The 17,510-nt window shown below is 73.0% G+C and carries 16 protein-coding genes; 7 read left to right on the plus strand and 9 right to left on the minus strand.

All coding sequences use genetic code 11. From position 1 onward, the window contains the following. The first annotated feature begins 47 nt into the window (after window positions 1–47). The 3 genes from ABD332_RS02390 to ABD332_RS02400 all read left to right on the plus strand — a co-directional run bounded on the left by ABD332_RS02390 (window position 48) and on the right by ABD332_RS02400 (window position 2,435). Window positions 48–929, plus strand: a complete 882-nt coding sequence (locus tag ABD332_RS02390; protein ID WP_344498989.1) for an alpha/beta fold hydrolase — start codon at window positions 48–50, stop codon at window positions 927–929. Between the two features lie 68 nt (window positions 930–997). Then, complete coding sequence (locus tag ABD332_RS02395) at window positions 998–1,474, plus strand: GNAT family N-acetyltransferase (protein WP_344500682.1); 477 nt, start codon at window positions 998–1,000, stop codon at window positions 1,472–1,474. A gap of 352 nt (window positions 1,475–1,826) precedes the next feature. Further along, window positions 1,827–2,435: a nucleoside monophosphate kinase gene (locus ABD332_RS02400; RefSeq protein ID WP_344498991.1), complete on the plus strand. Its 609-nt coding sequence runs from the start codon at window positions 1,827–1,829 to the stop codon at window positions 2,433–2,435. A 22-nt stretch (window positions 2,436–2,457) separates the two neighbouring features. On the opposite strand, the gene ABD332_RS02405 is transcribed toward ABD332_RS02400, so the two are convergent. The 6 genes from ABD332_RS02405 to ABD332_RS02430 all read right to left on the minus strand — a co-directional run bounded on the left by ABD332_RS02405 (window position 2,458) and on the right by ABD332_RS02430 (window position 8,777). Next, window positions 2,458–4,500 carry a methyl-accepting chemotaxis protein gene (locus tag ABD332_RS02405; RefSeq protein WP_344498993.1) on the minus strand — a complete coding sequence of 681 codons (2,043 nt, stop codon included), beginning with the start codon at window positions 4,498–4,500 and terminating at the stop codon, window positions 2,458–2,460. A 31-nt stretch (window positions 4,501–4,531) separates the two neighbouring features. Further along, complete coding sequence (locus tag ABD332_RS02410; RefSeq protein WP_344498995.1) at window positions 4,532–5,293, minus strand: hypothetical protein; 762 nt, start codon at window positions 5,291–5,293, stop codon at window positions 4,532–4,534. Next, on the minus strand, window positions 5,286–5,837 hold the full coding sequence (locus tag ABD332_RS02415) for an RNA polymerase sigma factor (RefSeq protein WP_344498997.1): 552 nt from the start codon (window positions 5,835–5,837) through the stop codon (window positions 5,286–5,288). The genes ABD332_RS02410 and ABD332_RS02415 overlap by 8 nt, the downstream gene beginning before the upstream one ends. A 52-nt stretch (window positions 5,838–5,889) precedes the next feature. Next, window positions 5,890–6,621 carry a hypothetical protein gene (locus tag ABD332_RS02420; RefSeq protein ID WP_344498999.1) on the minus strand — a complete coding sequence of 244 codons (732 nt, stop codon included), beginning with the start codon at window positions 6,619–6,621 and terminating at the stop codon, window positions 5,890–5,892. A 305-nt stretch (window positions 6,622–6,926) separates the two neighbouring features. After that, a complete protein-coding gene (locus ABD332_RS02425) occupies window positions 6,927–7,724 on the minus strand; it encodes a hypothetical protein (RefSeq protein WP_344499001.1) in 798 nt (265 codons plus the stop codon). Window positions 7,725–7,817: 93 nt separating this feature from the next. Next, the gene (locus ABD332_RS02430; RefSeq protein WP_344499003.1) at window positions 7,818–8,777 is read right to left on the minus strand and encodes an aldo/keto reductase; all 960 of its coding nucleotides are present in this window, start codon (window positions 8,775–8,777) and stop codon (window positions 7,818–7,820) included. A gap of 114 nt (window positions 8,778–8,891) precedes the next feature. Here ABD332_RS02430 and ABD332_RS02435 point away from each other — a divergent pair, with 114 nt between their 5' ends. After that, window positions 8,892–9,731 carry a helix-turn-helix transcriptional regulator gene (locus ABD332_RS02435; RefSeq protein WP_344499005.1) on the plus strand — a complete coding sequence of 280 codons (840 nt, stop codon included), beginning with the start codon at window positions 8,892–8,894 and terminating at the stop codon, window positions 9,729–9,731. A gap of 164 nt (window positions 9,732–9,895) precedes the next feature. Next, window positions 9,896–11,335, plus strand: coding sequence for a glycosyl hydrolase family 18 protein (locus tag ABD332_RS02440; protein WP_425552108.1), 1,440 nt, complete (start codon window positions 9,896–9,898; stop codon window positions 11,333–11,335). Window positions 11,336–11,531: 196 nt separating this feature from the next. On the opposite strand, the gene ABD332_RS02445 is transcribed toward ABD332_RS02440, so the two are convergent. Further along, the gene (locus tag ABD332_RS02445; RefSeq protein ID WP_344499007.1) at window positions 11,532–12,725 is read right to left on the minus strand and encodes a cytochrome P450 family protein; all 1,194 of its coding nucleotides are present in this window, start codon (window positions 12,723–12,725) and stop codon (window positions 11,532–11,534) included. 65 nt (window positions 12,726–12,790) lie between these two features. Next, on the minus strand, window positions 12,791–13,543 hold the full coding sequence (locus ABD332_RS02450) for an SDR family oxidoreductase (protein WP_344499009.1): 753 nt from the start codon (window positions 13,541–13,543) through the stop codon (window positions 12,791–12,793). 105 nt (window positions 13,544–13,648) lie between these two features. Here ABD332_RS02450 and ABD332_RS02455 point away from each other — a divergent pair, with 105 nt between their 5' ends. After that, window positions 13,649–14,113, plus strand: coding sequence for an RrF2 family transcriptional regulator (locus tag ABD332_RS02455; RefSeq protein ID WP_344500686.1), 465 nt, complete (start codon window positions 13,649–13,651; stop codon window positions 14,111–14,113). 106 nt (window positions 14,114–14,219) lie between these two features. Further along, the gene (locus tag ABD332_RS02460; protein WP_344499011.1) at window positions 14,220–15,476 is read left to right on the plus strand and encodes an SGNH/GDSL hydrolase family protein; all 1,257 of its coding nucleotides are present in this window, start codon (window positions 14,220–14,222) and stop codon (window positions 15,474–15,476) included. Here ABD332_RS02460 and ABD332_RS02465 read toward each other — a convergent pair. After that, a complete protein-coding gene (locus ABD332_RS02465; RefSeq protein ID WP_344499013.1) occupies window positions 15,457–17,388 on the minus strand; it encodes an Hsp70 family protein in 1,932 nt (643 codons plus the stop codon). The two genes, ABD332_RS02460 and ABD332_RS02465, sit on opposite strands and share 20 nt — an antisense overlap. Window positions 17,389–17,510: the final 122 nt, after the last annotated feature.

The following is a 17,510-nucleotide window of genomic DNA, read 5'->3' on the forward strand; positions in this document are numbered from 1 at the left end:
GCAACCCGTTCGCCGCGGGCCTGGGCGGACGGCTAGGGTCGGTGCACATGGGGGAAGAGATCGACATCCGGCTCGACGACGGGCGCACACTCCACGCGTACGACACCGGCAAGGGCGACCTCGTGGTCCTGTGGCACCACGGCACACCCAACACCGGGGCGCCGCCGTCGCCGCTGTTCGACGTGTCCGAGCCGCTCGGCATCCGCTGGATCGCCTACGACCGGCCCGGCTACGGCGGATCCACCCCGCGGCCCGACCGCAGCGTCGCCTCCGCCGCCGGTGACGCCGCCGCGGTCGCCGACGCGCTCGGGGTCTCACGGTTCGCGGTCATGGGGCACTCCGGCGGCGGCCCGCACGCCCTCGCCTGCGCGGCCCTGCTGCCCGACCGGGTCACGGCCGTCGCGAGCATCGCGTCGCTCAGCCCGTATACGGCGGACTCGGACTACTTCGACGGCATGGCCGACGGGGGAGTCGCCTCGCTGCGGGCCGCCCTCGACGGCCGCGCCGCCAAGGAGGCGCACGCGGCCCGCCCCGGCGACGGCGCCGACATCGGCTTCAACCCCGCCGACTGGACCGCGCTGGACACCGACTGGTCCTGGTTCCAGCAGGTCGTAGCGGCCGGCGTGGCGCACGGCCCGGCGCCGCTCGTCGACGACGACCTGGCGTACGTGCGACCGTGGGGCTTCCCGCTCGCCGCCGTCACCGCCCCGGTCCTGCTCATGCACGGCGCCGCCGACCGGATGGTGCCCAGCGTCCACGCGACCCGCCTCGCCGCCGCCCTGCCGGCCGCTCCGGGTGCTCCGGCCGCTCCGGGTGCCCCGGCCGCCCCGGGCGCCACCGTGCGCATCATCGCGTCGGAAGGCCACATCACCGTCATGCGCCACGCCCACACCGCGCTGCACTGGCTGCGATCGGAGGCCACCCCGTGACCGACCAGACCCGCCAGGGCGTGACCGACGAGACCCGCCAGGGCGTGACCGACCGGACCCGCCAGGGCGTGACCGACCGCACCCGCCAGGGCTACGTCCTGACCGGCGACGCCACCCGCGTCGACATCGTCCGCGTGCACCGGTGGCTGTCGGAGGAGTCCTACTGGGCCCTCGGCCGCGATCGCGACGTCATCGCCCGCTCGATCGCCGGCTCGCTGCCGTACAGCGTCTGGCACGACGACACCCAGGTGGCCTTCGCCAGGACCGTCACGGACGGCGCCACCTTCGCGTGGATCTGCGACGTGTTCGTCGACACCGCCCACCGCGGCCGCGGTCTCGGCCAGTGGCTCGTCGACAGCATCGTCGAGGACCTGTCCGCCGCCGGCCTGCAACGCTTCCTGCTCGCCACCCGGGACGCCCACGAGGTCTACCGCCGCTCAGGCTTCGAACCCGTCGCCGGCCCCGGCCGCTTCATGGAGATCGACCGCCGCCCCACCCGCGACGCCATCCTCGCCGCCCTCCCGGATGACCAGCCTTCCCCGTGAATCGTTTGCCGCCGATGTACGACTCGAGCCTCCCCCCACGCCCGTAACGCCACCCTCCGACTCACCGCGAAGACCGTGGCCGGACGCGCCCCACCCAAAGGCCACGACGCGCACCGGGGCGCCCGGATGAGCCTCACCCAGAGGGCCACTACGCGCACCGGGGCATCGTGCGCGCCCCGCCAGCCTCGTTGCGCGCACCAGGGTGCCGTCCGTGCGTGGCTGCCCGATTGGTGGCGTCCGCCGGCGTGGTGCAGGAACGGCCAGCGTTGATCCAGTTGTTTGAATGTCAGGCCGCTGCCAGTCCTGCGGCGACGGGTTCGGTGGGGGTGGGTCACCCGGTTAGGAGCAATGCATGCGGAAGGTAGCCCTCGTCGGTGGGCCGGGAATCGACCGGTCGGGTCCGGCCCAGGTCCTGGCCGAAGCTTACGACCTGACGTTCATCAGTGCGGGCGACCTGCTCCGAGGACACGTGCAGCACCGGACGGCGACAGGTGAACAGATGGACCAGTACATTCGCGCTGGGAATCTCGTCCCTGAGGAATTGACGGCGACTGCCATCGCCGACGCTCTCGCCGGAGTGGACGGTGGCTGGGTGTTGTCCGGTTACCCGACCACCGTTGGTCAGGCGGAGTGCCTGACGCGGCGCGGGCATCAGCCCGACGCGGTGATCGAGTTGGTCCTGACTGAGGACGAATACGGCTTCGTCATGCGTCGCTGGATGGAGCTCGACCCACAGCAGGCCGAGCGACAGGAAGAGATCATGCTGCGGCACTCGCTCTACCAGGAGCGGGCCGAGCCGTTGCGCGCCTACTACCAAGCCCGCGGCATGTTCCAGACGACGAGTGGCTTTGGTGACTATGAAGACGTAGCGGCCAGGCTGATCACGATCGTGTCCGGTGCTTGCGGGCGTGCACGACGCCGACTCGGATCTTCTGCCCGGCGACTTGGATGCTGCCGTTGATGGACAGTGCCCGCCGCCGGGGTCACTCCTCGCCGAGCAACGTGGTGATGTAGCGGGCGATCGTGGCGACGGTCTGCGGTGGCGGTTTCACGAACTCGATGCCGACCTCGCCCGCGGTGTCTGTGTCCAGGTGCCGCACCGCGCGGCCCTGCAGGCGGAGCCGTTCGGTGCCGAGCGTCAGGGTCAGGTCGACCACGGACTCCAGCGGCGGCCGCCAGCCTGACTTCGCCGCGCAGCGCAGCCCGGAGACGCTCAGGTCCAGCAGGTCCGCCTCGGCCTGCATGGTGCCGTGGCCGAGCAGGACGGTGCCCTCGACGGCGGCGCGGTTGTGGCGGCGGCGCTCCAGGCGGTCGGTGACCTGCGCCAGGCTCTCGATGCGGGAGATCGCGGCGCGCACCGCGCCGACGAGCTGCTCGACCGACGCGCGCTGGCGGGCGGCGACCGCGGTGAGCTCGGCGGTGGCGCCGCCGACGGCGTTGACGCCCTGGCTCATGTCGGTGATCACGCCGGCCATGGCGGTCGCATTGGCGCCGAGGGCCTCGACGGTGCTGGTGATGTCGCCCGTCGACTCCTTCGTCTTCGTCGCGAGGTTCTTCACCTCGCCCGCCACGACGCTGAAGCCGCGGCCCGCCTCGCCGGCGCGGGCCGCCTCGATGGTGGCGTTGAGGGCGAGGAGGTTCGTCTGGCCGGCGACGCCCGCGATCAGGTTCGCGATCCCGTCGACCCGGCCGAGGCTGGTCGTGACGGCTTGGATCACGGCGTCGGCGTCCGCGGCGCGGTTCACGACGGTGCGGGTGACCCGGTCCGCGGTGGTCGCCTGCTGCTCGATCGCGTCGGCGGCGGTGAGCACGTCGGCGGCGTCGCTCATCACGGTGCGCAGCTCGGCGAGCGCCGACGCGCTGGTCTCGTCGATGACCTCGCCGGCGCGGCGGCGGACGGTCTGCTCGGCCAGCTGCTGCCGCACGTTCGTCGTCAGCAGCTGCGCCTCCTTCGTCGCGCGCTCCTCCGCCAGGCTGCGCTCCTGCTCCTGCAACGAGTCGAGCATGGCGTCGACGGCCCTGCCGAGGACGGCGATGTCGTCGGTGCCGGTCGGGTTGATCCGCAGCTGGTGGTCGCCGGAGGCGATGATCTGCTCGGTCGTGCGCCGCAGCGGCCCGACCCGTCTGCGCAGCGCCGCCCGTACCCCCCACAGCATCCCGATCACGAGCAGCACGGTCGCGACCGCGACGAACGCGAACAGCTTCACCGCGGTCGCGCTCGCCGCGGCGTGGATCGGCCGGGCCGCGACGACCTCCAGCACGATGCTGTCGCCGTTCACAGAGTCGATGACGGCGTCGACCGCGATGTGGTCGGCGCCGAGGACCTTGGTGGTGATGCGCAGGTCGCCGAGCTCGCTGTGCAGCGCCGGCTGCGGGTCGGCGCCGGAGCGGGCCCGCGGGGCGAGCCGCAGCGGCAGGTCGAGGGCCTCGGAGAGGCGCGCCACCCGGGCGTCGTCGAGGCGCTTGAGCATGATCATGCCACCGGACGGGGCGCCCTCGCCGCTGCTCAGGAACGTGCCGACGCCGCAGAAGAGGTACGGCGCGTCCGCCGACACCACGCCGCACCGCGACACGCCGGGCGCGGCGGACGGGTCGAACAGCTGCTTGAGCACCGCCGGGTCGCGCAGCTGCGGGGGCGGGGTCCCGTGCGTCGGCTGGTCGGTGGTCATGCCGCCGACCCGCAGCGTGCCGTCGGCGCCGATGCCGAACATGCCGTCGATGTCGTTGGCCGAGCTCTGCGCCTCGGGCGGGAAGTCGGCGGCGAAGCCGGCCTTGTCGCTGTTGCCGACGTCGTGGTAGGCGTTGTCCCACACGGCGTTCGTGGCGCCGAACGCCGTGAGCAGCGCCGCCTGCGAGTTCAGCCCGATCCGGATCCGGTCGGCGTCCTGGGCGACCTGGCGCGCCTCGAGCCGTTCGAACGCTCCGGTGGTGATCAGCTGCATCACCAGGAACGCGACCGCGAGACCGGCGAGCCCGCCCGCTACAGGAAGCAGCAGGCGGGTCGACCGGCGTACGTTGGGACCCACGATGACCAGTTCGGCACCGGGCGTCCGGACCTTATGCGATCACGGTCCTGGAGATGCTGAGCGCGGTCTCGTAGGCGGCGGCGGCGTCGTCGCCGGGCTTCAGCTGGGGCGCCAGATCCTGGGACACGTAGATCACCTCGTAGGTGTGGCCGGCCACCGGGCCGGGCCAGCCGCGCGGACGGAACGTGAAGGGCGGCTGCACCGACCCCTTGCCGCCGTCCACCGGCACGATCGTCCAGAGGACGGCGTCGCCGGGGGCGACCCGCCCGTTGCCGCTCCGCGCGTCCAGCAGCCAGATCCGGTCCAGGGACAGGGCCGGGCAGCTGCCCCGCGCCTCCGTGACCTTGAACGTGGTGCCGGCCAGCTCCATCACCCACGACGACGCGCACGAGGACGGCAGGACCTGGGGAACGGAGGGCACCGACACGGGTGGCGTCGCGCTGGCCGGCGTCGGTGTCCCGCCCGGCTCCTCGGTGGCACCAGGCGTCGCCGTGAGGCTGCCGTTCGGCGTCGGCGCGCCGACGCTCTGTCCGGGCCGTACTCCCGCCGACGCCGCGTAGACGCCGAGGATCGTGACGACCGCCGCCGCGAACGTGGCCACGGCCGCGAACCGGCGCCGCGACCGGCGGGGCGCCAGCGTGATCACGTCGGCGGTGTCGTCCTGCACGCGGGGGCGGCCGGCGCGCTGGACCACGTCCGCGAGGTCACCGTCGAAGTCGTTGTCGCCACTGTACGAGAGATCGGCGTACGCGCGCCGGATCAGCTCTCTGGTCGGGTCGGTCTGGTCAGGCATCGCCGTTCGCCTCCGTGAACTGCTGGAACCGCTGCACGTACGGTTGAAGGAGCTTGCGCAACGCCGACACGTGGCTGCGGACCGTCGACTCGCTCATGTCGAGCAGCCGCGCGATGTCCGCCGTGGTGTCGTCGTGCAGGAAGAACAGCAGCGCCACCTGCCGGCGGCGGGTCGGCTGCGCGTCGATCACGCGCCGCACCGCCTGCACCAGCCCCGTGCTGTCCGTGACCCGGTCCAGGTCGCTGTCGGCCCGTCCGACGTCGTGCTGGTCGTCGAGCAGCTCGAACCGGGCGTCGAGCACCGCCACCCGGCGCACGTAGTTCTTCGCGGTCGTCAGCGCATACGCGCGTCGTTGCGCGTCGGCGAGCCGCCGCAGCTGCGGCCAGCGCTCCAGCATCCTGGCGAAGCTCTCCGCGGTCGCCTCGACACCGAGCTCCCGACCGGCGAACGCGCACATGAACCGCTGCACCCCCGGCGCATCCCGCCGGTAGAACTCGGCGAAGTCCGGGGGTGCCACCCCGAGTTCGTGCGTCGTATCGATCATCCGATCCTCCCTCCTTCAGGGAGAGCAACGGACGCCGGAATCCGTCCAACCGCTACGCCGGGCAGTTCGCCTTCAGCAGCTGCCCCGCCGAGCGGCGGAAGTCCTCGATGCCGGCCACCGGCGGGTCGACGCCCCCGGCGAGGCGGTCGGCCTCGTCGATCTGCGCCCGGGCGAGGTCGCAGTTGCGGTACGACGCCTCCGACGAGCCCCACACGTAGCGGACGCGCGCGATGTAGACCTCGCCGAGGTTGGCGTAGGCGTTGCCCTCGGTCCGCTGCCGCGCGAGCCGTGCCGTGTAGATGGTGACCAGCTCCTGCGACTCCTCGCGCAGCTGCCTGAGGTCGCCCGTCTGGTGGTGTACGGACACCGCGCTGGTCAGCAGGATGACCCGCACGTCCTCGGGCGCGGGCCGGCCCAGCGCCAGGTCGATCGCCGTCCGCGCGTCGGCGATGATCCCGGACGCCGCCAGGGCCTGCGCCGTGAGCGCCAGGTCGACCGGCGAGACGTGCTGCGGGCCGAGCTCCTTGATGAGCTCCCAGGCCTCGATCGCGTGGACGCCGAGCTGCAGCGACGCCGCCTGCCGGTCACCGGCGTCGCCGCGCAGGGTGCTGTCCAGCTCGCCGAGCTTCGTGATGTCGTCGCGCAGCCTGGCCCGCAGGTCGTCCTCGCGGCCCTGGTCGACGCGGTTGTTGCCGGCGTTCGCCGCCCACAGGGAGACGACCACGGCCAGCACGGCGACGACGGCCGAGCCGATCGTGAGGATCTTCTCGGCGCGCGGCCACACCGAGCGCGCCTCGTCCCGCGGCACCGGATCCGGGCCGGGATCGGGCTCCGGCTCCGGCTCCGGCTCCGGATCCGGCGAAGGCTCGGGATCGGGCGCGGGCTCAGGCGACGGCGCGGGCGAAGGTGCGGGCGACGGCGCGGGCGAAGGTGCGGGTACGGGCGAAGGCGAAGGTACGGGTACAGGCGAAGGTACGGGTGCGGGTACGGGCGAAGGCGAAGGTACGGGTACAGGCGAAGGCGCAGGAGAAGGCGTGGGGTCGGGCTCCGGACCCGGCGGCGGATCGGTCAGCACGGGCGGCGTGGTGGTCATGCCGACCGTCCCAGCTTGTCGGCCGCCCGCTCCAGCTGCAGCCGGGCGATCTGGATCGCGACCTGGTCCATCGCCGTGCTGCGCCGCGCCGGGGCGATCACCTGCGCCGAGCCCACCACGTCCTCGATGCGGATGAAGATGATGACGCCGTCGGCGGCGAAGCGGCCGTCCTGCTCCTGCCGGATCGCGACCGACAGCACCTCGGAGTCGGTGGTGTTGCCGTTGGACCGCAGCAGCTCGATCTCCTTGAAGGACAGCTCGATCCCGCCGCCGAGGTCGACCGGCTCGTCCTCGCAGTCGCCGATGTTGTCGCGGAGCTCGTCGAGGAAGTCGGCGGCCGCGTCGGAGTCCTCGTACGCGGCGAGCGACACCGACGCCTGCGTCTCCGGGCTGCCGGGGTGGTCGAACTTGCGGACCGCGGTCGCGTCGGCTGTGGTGTCCGGCTCCTCGTTGCACGGCCAGACCCCGCTGCCGCCGCCGCTCATGGTCTTCCAGCCCGGCCCGATGTCGTCGGCGGCGATCAGCGCCTTCTTCAGCTGGCTCTCGGTGAGCGACGGCCGGGCCGCTGCGGTGGTCCGCTTCACCGACGGCGTCTTCGTCGAGGTCGAGGCCGGCGTCTTCGTCGAGGCAGGGCGGTCCGTCGTCGGCGCCGCCGTCGCCTGGGCGGTGGGCGCGGGGGATGCCGGGGTGGTGGCGGGGCCGGGACCCGGTGGAGCGCCGCCGCACGCCCCCAGCACCCCCACCAGCGCGACCGTCACCGCCATGACCGCCGCGCCCCGGGCCCCACCCACCATCTTCGCCTCCCACCCGTCAGGCTTACCTCGACGGTAAGGATGGGATCGACAGGTGTACACAGGGCGAACGGTCAGTCACGCATCGTCGGTCAGCTATCGGTCGGTGCCCAGGTGGGCCATCATCGGCGCCGGGTAGCGCGAGCCGTGGGCCGAGTCCGCCGGCACGGCGGCCTCGATCGCCGCGAGATCCGCGGCGGTGAGCGCGACCGGGACCAGGGCCTCGGCGAGCCGCTCGCGGGTCCGCGCGCCGACCAGCGGCACGATGTCGGCGCCCTGCGCGGCGACCCAGCCGATCGCCAGCTGCGCGACCGTGACGCCCTTCGCGGCCGCGACGGACCGCAGCGCCTCGACCAGGGCCAGGTTGTGGCCCACGTTCTCGGGTGCGAAGCGCGGGCCGTGCGCCCGGAAGTCCCCCGCCGCGAGCGGGCGGTCGGCGCGCCAGTGGCCGGACAGCAGGCCCCGGGACAGCACCCCGTAGGCGGTCATGCCGATGCCCAGCTCGCGCAGCACCGGCAGCACCTCGTCCTCCACACCGCGGGACAGCAGCGAGTACTCGATCTGCAGGTCCGCGATCGGGTGCACGGCGTGCGCGCGGCGGATGACGTCGGCGCCGACCTCCGAGAGGCCGATCTCCCGGACGTACCCCTCCTTGACCAGGTCCGCGATGGCGCCGATGGTCTCCTCGATCGGCACCGCGGGGTCGAGGCGGGCGGGGCGGTAGACGTCGATGTGGTCGACGCCGAGGCGGACCAGGGTGTACGCGAGGAAGTTGCGGATCGCGGCCGGGCGGGTGTCCATGCCGCCCCACGCGTTGTCGGGGCCGCGCAGCGCGCCGAACTTGACGCTGAGCCGGACCTTGTCGCGGTCGCCGGGGCGCAGCGCGTCGCGGATGAGCAGCTCGTTGTGGCCCATCCCGTAGAAGTCGCCGGTGTCGATCAGGGTCACGCCGGCGTCGATCGCGGCGTGGATGGTGGCGATGCTCTCGGCGCGGTCCGCCGGGCCGTACATGCCCGACATGCCCATCGCGCCCAGCCCGATCACAGGGCCGTTCATGTTTTGCTCCATGCCTCGACACTGCCCCTGATGGAGGACAACACACAGCGGAGCGCTTTTCGTAGGAGCGGCGGTCCCTGGCTGCGCGCCCCCGCGAGCGGCGAGGATGAAGGCATGCAGCGTGACGACCTCGCCGACTTCCTGCGCCGCCGGCGCGAAGCGATCCGCCCGGCGGACGTCGGGCTCGCGGAGGGGCCGCGAAGGCGCACCGCCGGGCTGCGCCGCGAGGAGGTCGCCCTGCTCGCCGGCATGTCCACCGACTACGTGGTGCGCCTGGAGCAGGGCCGCAGCGCGCAGCCGTCGGCGCAGATGCTGTCGGCCCTCGCCAGGGCGCTGCGGCTGACCGAGGACGAGCGGGACCACCTGTATCACCTGGCCGGGCAGCAGCCGCCGCGGTCGCCGGGCGGGGCCACGCACGCGCGGGCGGGCCTGCTGCGGATGCTCGACCTGCTCGGCGACACGCCCGCGACGGTGGCGAGCGACCTGGGGGAGACCCTGGCGCAGAACCGGATGGCGACGCTGCTGTTCGGCGACCAGACCCGCTTCCGCGGCGACCGGCGCTTCCACGCGTGGCGGTGGTTCACCGATCCGGAGTGGCGGCAGGCGTACCCGCAGGAGGACGCCGAGCACCACAGCCGGGTCACGGTGGCGGACCTGCGGGCGACCGCCGCCCGGCGGCACGGCGACTCGGACGTCGACGGGCTGGTGCACCGGCTGCTCGCGGCGAGCCCGCAGTTCGCGGCCCTGTGGGGCGAGCACGAGGTCGCGGTCCGCCGCTCCGACCGCAAGCGGATCGTCAACCGGCAGGTCGGGGTCATCCACCTGGACTGCGAGACGCTGGTGACGCCGGACCTGGGGCAGAAGCTGCTCGTGCTGACGCCGCAGCCCGGCACCGACGCCGCGGAGAAGCTGGCGTTGCTCTCAGTGGTCGGGTTGACACATTTCAGCGCATGAATACCCGCTGGTACCGACTTTCTTCGCGACTTTGATTGACATCCGACAGTTAACTTTCCTATCGTTTCAGCCACCTGTCATCGCGCCGGTGGCACCTCCTTCAGTGGTTGCGGGTATCCCACCCTGCCCGTTCGCCGCCGGCCGACCATCCGAAGGAGCACCCGTTGTCCTCCTCGTCCGAACTGGAGCCCGGGACCGCCCGTCCCGGACGCCACCGGGCCCGCCGGTCGGCCTTCGCCGCCGGCGCGCTCGCCATCGCCACCGCCGCCGCGGGTGGCGTCTTCGCCCTGGTCAACCAGGGTGCCGCCGATGCCGCCACGCTGCCCAACGGGTTCAAGAGCGTCGGCTACATGCCGTCGTGGGCCGGCAGCGCCAACAGCATCCAGTACAGCAAGCTGACCCACATCAACTACGCGTTCGTGCTGCCCAACAGCAACGGCAGCCTGCAGGGCCTCGACAACCCGTCGAAGCTGCAGTCGATCGTGTCGCTCGGCCACGCCGCGGGCGTCAAGGTCTCCATCGCCGTCGGCGGCTGGAACGACGGCAACGACTCCGGTTTCGAGGGCCTGGCCGGCAACGCGACCGCCCGGACCGCGTTCGTCAACAACATCGTGAACCTGGTCAACCAGTACAACCTCGACGGCGTCGACATCGACTGGGAGTACCCCGACCCGGGCACCTCCGGCAACAACTACACCGCGCTCATGTCGCAGCTGAGCACCGCCATGCACAGCCGCGGCAAGCTCCTCACCGCCGCCGTCGTGTCCGAGGGCGGCACCGCCAACGGCGTGCAGCCGGCCGTGTTCGGCTACGTCGACTGGCTCAACATCATGGCCTACGACGGCGGCAGCCCGCACGCGAACTACGACTGGTCGATCGCGGCCGTGAACTTCTGGAAGGGCCGCGGCCTGCCGGCCTCGAAGGCGGTCCTCGGCGTGCCGTTCTACTCGCGGCCCGGCTACTACACGTACAGCGACCTCGTGGCCCGCGACCCGGCGAACGCCAACCGGGACTGCACCACGATCAACGGCGTCCAGGAGTGCTACAACGGCATCCCGACGATCAAGCGCAAGACCACGTGGGCCATGGCCAACGCCGGCGGCATCATGAACTGGGAGCTGTCCCAGGACACCAACACCAGCACCTCGCTGGTCAGCGCGATCTACACCACGGCCACCGGCGGCACCCAGCCGACCGGCGGCCCGACGACGAACCCGGGTGGCCGCACCGGCCGCATCACCGGGATCGCCGGCAAGTGCGTCGACGTCGCCGCCGCCTCCTCCGCCAACGGCACCGCGGTCCAGCTGTACACCTGCAACGGCACCACCGCGCAGAACTGGACCGTCGCGGGTGACGGCACGCTGCGGGCCCTCGGCAAGTGCATGGACGTCACCAGCGCCGGCACCGCCAACGGCACGAAGATCCAGCTCTGGGACTGCAACGGCACGGGCGCCCAGGTCTGGCAGTCGCAGTCCGACGGCACGCTGCGTAACCCCGTCTCCGGCAGGTGCCTCGACGTGACCGGCAACGTGTCCACCGACGGCACCCGCCTGCAGATCTGGGACTGCTTCGCCGGCGCGAACCAGCGCTGGGTCCTGCCCTAGCAATTCTCGCGCAACCGGTGGCCGGGCCTTCGTGCCCGGCCACTTCGGTGTTCAGCCGAGCTGGCCGGGCGCCTTGGTGTCCAGCCGAGCTGGCCGGGCGCCTTGGTGTCCAGCCGAGCTGGCCGGGCGCCTTGGTATCCAGCCGCGGTGGCCGGGTGGCTTGGTGTTCAGCCGCGGTGGCCGGGTGGCTTGGTGTTCAGCCGAGGTGGACCGGCAGGGTCGTGGTGCCGTGGATGAGGACGCCGGGGCGCCAGATGAGCTCCGAGGCGGGGACGGCCAGGCGCATCGCCGGGAACGCGGCGAGGAGGTCGCGGAAGGCGATCTGCGCCTCCAGCCGGGCCAGGGGAGCGCCGAGGCAGTAGTGGATGCCGTGGCCGAAGGCCAGGTGCTGGTTGTCGGGGCGGTCCAGGTCGACCGCGGCCGGGTCGGGGAAGCGGTCCGGGTCGCGGTCCGCGCTGAGCAGCGAGATGGCGACGACGGCGCCCGCCGGGATGGTGATGCCGCCGTACGTGACGGGCTCCATCGCCACCCGGAACGTCGCCGTCTCCACCGGTGACTCCAGGCGCAGGAACTCCTCGACGGCCTGCGGGATCAGCGCCGGGTCGGCGAGGAGGCGCCGGTGCTCCTCCGGGCGGGTCAGCAGGGTCCACATGCCGTTGCCGATCAGGTTGACCGTGGTCTCGTGCCCGGCGATCAGCAGCAGGAACACCATCGACGTGAGCTCGTCCTCGTCGAGGCGGTCGCCTTCGTCGGTGGTCGCGATGAGCGCGCTGAGCAGGTCGTCGGCCGGCTCGGCGCGCTTCGTCGCGATCAGGGTCCGCAGGTAGGCGAGGAAGCTCGCGGCGGCCTCCGGCACGCCGGACCGCTCCACTGACCCGGCCACCAGGACGCCGGTCCAGCGCCGGAACTCCGTCTGGTCCTCCTGCGGGATGCCCAGCAGCTCGCAGATGACCTGGATCGGCAGCTGCACGGCGTAGTCGTCGATGACGTCGCCGCGCTCCCGCTCGGCCATGCCGGCGATCAGGGCGGCGCTGAGCTCCTCGACCCGGCCGCGCAGCTGCTCCACCCGGCGGGCGGTGAACGCCTTCGCGACGAGCCGCCGCAGCCGGGTGTGGTCCGGCGGGTCGTTCGCCAGCAGGTGCCTGGTCAGCGGGGCACTGACCTCCCGGGCGAGGGCCGCGGCGTTCGCGGTCGCGCCGACCCGCTTCGACAGCCGCGGGTCGCCGAGCGCCGACCTGGCGTCGGCATACCTGGTGACCAGCCACATCTCCATGCCGGTCGGCAGCTGCAGCCGGTGCACCGGCGCCTGCTCCCGCATCGCGGCGTACACCGGATGCGGGTCGTCCCAGAAGTCCTGCGTGAACAGCGGCGTGCTCGGCGCGGTAGTCACCCATCCACGGTAGCCAATCATCACGCGATTCGGTGCCCCGGTCACCGTGAGTGATGAATGTGCGGTCAGGGCTTGCCGAGCCAGTCGACGAAGTGGATGGTGCCGATGCGGGCGCCCGGGCCGGGGGTCAGGGAGGTGTCGTCGAGCTCGGTGCCGAAGTAGCGGGCGTGCGGGTCGGTCGTCACCTCCTGGACCGGCTCGGCGCCTTCCTGGGCGGCGAGGAAGCGGCGGACGTGCTCGTCCATGCGCACCGGCTCCGGGCCGCCGAGCTCGACGATCCCGTCGACCGGGGCGGCCTGCGCGACGTCGGCGAGGGTGGCGGCGACGTCGTCGGCGGCGACCGGCTGGTAGAGCGCCGGCGGGAGGTGGATGGCGCCGTCGACGACCGAGGACTGGGCGATCGCCTGCGTGAACTCGAAGAACTGGGTGGCCCGCAGGATCGTGAACGGCAGCCCGGACCCGGTGATCGCGGCCTCCTGGGCGACCTTGGCCCGCAGGTATCCGCTGTCGGGCAGGCGGTCGGCGCCGACGACCGACAGGGCGACGACGTGGGAGACGCCGGCGGTGCGGGCGGCGGCGAGGAGGTTGCGGGCCGAGGTGCGGAAGAACTCGAGGACCGCCGCGTCCTCGAACGACGGCGAGTTCGACACGTCGACCACGACCTGGGCGCCGGCCAGGACCTCCGGCAGGCCCTCGCCGGTGACGGTGTTGACGCCGGTGGCCGGGGAGGCCGGGACGACCTCGTGGCCGGCGGTGCGCAGCAGGTGGGTGAGCTTGCCGCCGATCAGGCCCGTGCCGCCGATGATGACGAACTTCATGAGGGTCTCCTCCACAGATCCAACTCGGACAAATCTTGTCCGGGATGATGCCACCACCATACCCGGACATGAAGTGTCCGAGTCAAGTAGGATGGCGGGGTGAAGATGTCGGGCGGGGTCGAGTGGGCGCTGCACTGCTGCGTGGTGCTCACCGCGGCGCCCGCGCCCGTGCCGGCGGGGCGACTCGCCGAGCTGCACGACGTCTCCGGCAGCTATCTGGCCAAGCAGCTGCAGAGCCTGTCCCGGGCCGGCCTGGTCCACTCGGTGCAGGGGCACGCCGGCGGCTACCGGCTCACCCGCCCGGCGGGCGAGATCACCGTGCTGGACGTGGTGGTGGCCGTGGACGGGCCGCAGCCGGCGTTCGTGTGCACGGAGATCCGCCAGCGGGGGCCCCTCGCGACCCCGGCGGAGATGTGCACGGCGCCGTGCGCGATCAGCCGCGCGATGGCCGCCGCCGAGCACGCCTGGCGGGAGGCGCTGCGGGCGGTCACCATCGCCGACCTCGCCGAGAGCGTCACCGGCGACTACGGCCCGGCCGTCTTCGACGGCATCCGCGCCTGGCTGCGCTGACGCCGCCACGCGCGGCGGGGGCGATCCAGTGATCTGACATCGTTGACACAACTCGTATCGATGCTCTTAGCTGTACGGCGACATCCCGGTCGATCGAGGAGCTGCTGTGCGCGCGTCCGTCCGTGCCCTGACGATGGTGCTGGCCGCCGCGGCGTGCGCCGTGGTTCCCGCGGCCGCGTCCCAGGCGGCGACGCCCGCCCGGATCATGCCGCTGGGTGCGTCGATCACGTGGGGCACCAGCTCCACCGACGGCAACGGCTACCGGGAGGCGCTGCGCCGGCACCTCGCCGACGACGCCGGGGTCGCGCTCGACATGGTCGGCTCGCAGCGCTCCGGCACCGCCGCGGACAACGACAACGAGGGGCATCCCGGGTACCGCGTCGACCAGGTCGCGGCCGGCGCCGACGCCTGGATCGCGGCGGCCCGGCCCGACGTCGTGCTGCTCAACGTCGGCACCAACGACATGCTGCAGAGCTACGACCTGCCCAACGCGCCGGCGCGCCTGAGCGCCCTCGTCGACCAGATCCTGCGGGCCGCCCCGACCGCGACGGTCGTCGTCTCGACGCTCGTGCCGAACCCGGACGCGGCGGTGGAGGCGAGGGTCCGCGCGTACAACGGCCAGATCCCGGGCATCGTCCAGGCCAAGGCCGCGGCGGGCAAGAAGGTCCGCCTGGCCGACTTCCACGCCAACCTGACCCTGGCGGACATCGGCCCCGACCGGATCCACCCGACGGACGGCGGCTACGCCAAGCTCGCCGACGTGTGGTTCTCCGCGCTCCAGCCGGTGCTCGGCGCCGGCCGGCCGTGGCCGCTGTTCAAGACCGACTTCGGGGCCGCCGCGCCGCCGCTCACGTGGACCGACACGGTGCAGGCGGCGCGCAACGTCACCGGGTACTGCTGCGGCCTCACGGCGATGGAGTCGGGCCGCCGGGCGGAGGTCGCGCACGGCGGCACCTACGCGCTCATGTACTCCGGCACCGACACCAGCGCCGCGGGGTCGTACTCCTACAACCGGGTCTTCGACGTGCACCTGCCGCTGACCGCGGGCACCACGCTCACCTACTGGATCTATCCGCAGTCCGTCAACGGCACCTTCGTGGCGCTCGACCTCGCGCTCACCGACGGCCGGTCGCTGCGCGACTCGGGCGCCGTGGACCAGTCCGGGGTCAGGGCACACCCGCAGTTCCAGGGCGAGGGCCGGCGCCTGGTGGTCAACCAGTGGAACCTGGTGCAGGTCAGCCTCGCCGGCCTGGCGGGCGGCACCGTCGACCAGATCCGCATCGGCTACGACCAGCCCGGCGCCACGGGCACGTTCCGCGGCTACGTCGACGACATCCAGATCGTCAACGCACCGCAGCCGTGACCTTCGGCAGCGCCGCCCGGGTGACGGTGACGAGACGGTCGCGGAGGTCCTGCTTCTGCGCGGCCGTCCAGCCGGCCTTGTCCTGACGGTCGACGGAGATCCGCATCTGCCACACCAGGTTGCCGTCGCGGACACCGATGCGCAGGGTCAGCATCGTCTTCGCCTGCGCGCTGGCGCCGGCCATCTCGAAGACGACGGCCTCCTCGCCGAGACCCGTCAGCTGGACGGGCTGCAGGTTGAGGGCGGCGTCGCCGGCGATGCGCTGCTTGTAGTCGTACGCGGCGGTCGCCTCTTCGGGGGTGATCCGGAGCTCGGCGGCGAAGGAGGCGCGCCCGACCCCGTTGTCGTGCAGCCGGACCGCGATGCACGACGCGTTGCCGCCGGCCGCGCCGACGTCGAGCCGGGACGCCGGTGGGGAGTCCGCCTTCTCGTACAGCCCGGCGAACGGCGCCAGGTCGATGCTGGCGCACAGATCGTCGGGGACCTTCCTCAGGTCGTAGCGGGCGGCGACGGCGGTCGGCGAGGCGCCGTCGGACGCTCCGGCGGAGTCGTCCGGCAGGTTGGCCAGGAGGACGGCGGCACCGGCGAGGACGACGACGGCCGCGGCGACCCCGGCGAGCAGCCGCTTCCGCGACCCCCGCCCGCGTGCCCCGGACCGCGCGGCGGCCACCGTCTCGACAGGCGCGGCGCCGGCATCCCGCGCGGCGCCGGCATCCCGCGCGGCGCCGGCATCCCGCGCGGCGCCGGCATCCCGCGCTGCGCCGGTGCTCTGCGTGGCGCCGGGGTGCGGCGTGGAGCCGGCCGGTGGGGCGCCGGGATGCGGCGGGGCGGTGGGGGAGCCGGTGGTCGTGTCCGTCGTGGCAGGGGCCGGTCGTGAGACGGTCAGCGCGCCCTCGGCCACCACCAGCTCGGGCTGCTCGGCGACGACCGGCGCGATCCCGAGCGCCTCGTGCAGCATCGTCGCCACCAGGGGAATCCGGCTGGAGCCGCCGACGAGGAACAGCCCGGCGAGCTCGGCAGGCCGCAGCCCGTCCTCGGCGAGCAGCGACTGCACCATCGCCACGCTCGGCCGCAGCACCGGCCGCATCAGGCCTTCCAGCTGCTCCCGCCCGAGCGGCACCTCCCGCCCGAGCGCCGGCACCATGATCACGGTGCCGCTGGCGCGCGACAGCATCTCCTTCGCGGCCCGCACCTGGTCCCACAGCCGGCGCCGGGTCGCCGCGTCGGTCCAGAGGGTGCCGTACGTCGCCTGCAGGAAGCCGACGACCGCCGCGTCCACGTCGAGGCCGCCGAGGTCGTTGAGGCCCGCGGACGCGAAGGGCTCGAACCCGTCCGCCCGGCGGCGCAGCAGCGTGGCGTCACAGGTGCCGGCGCCCAGGTCGTACACCATGACGACGGCACCCACTGGCACCTCCTGCGCCTCCGCGAGGAAGGTCGCGGCGGCCACGGGCTCGGGCACCAGCCGCACCCCGCCGGGGTCGAACCCGGCGAGCAGCGCCGCGTCGGTGAGCAGCGCCCGGCGGCCCGCGCCCCAGTCGGCGGGGTGGGTGAGCGTGACGTCACCCTGTTGTACGACCTGGGGGCCGGCGACCCTGGCCGCCTCGGCCGCGACCCGCCGCAGGACCGCGGCGACCAGGTCCCGGACGCCGACCTCCGCGTCGCCGAGCAGGACGGCGGTGTCCGTGATGCGGCGCTTCGGGTTGGGTTCGAGCCGCTCCGGGAAGCTGTGCGACAGGTGGGCCGCGTCGCGCCCGGTGTGCAGGCGCCCGTCGGGCCCGAGCAGCACGGCGGAGGACAGCAGCGGCGAGCCGTCGAAGAGCAGCTGCTGGACGCGCCCGTCGGCCCGTTGCAGCACCGCGATCGTCGTGGACGTGCCGAAGTCGATGCCCAGCCGGGACCGCGCACGCGTCATGGCGCGGCACAGTAACGCATCCACCCGTTCCGGCGACATCGGCCCGGGATCGCCGGCAGGCCGCGGGGCTTCGAGCTGCACGACCGCTGGGCGCACAGGCTCAGGATGCGCGGCGCTGCGGC

The sequence above is a fragment of the Dactylosporangium maewongense genome, assembly GCF_039531485.1.
Taxonomy (GTDB): domain Bacteria; phylum Actinomycetota; class Actinomycetes; order Mycobacteriales; family Micromonosporaceae; genus Dactylosporangium; species Dactylosporangium maewongense.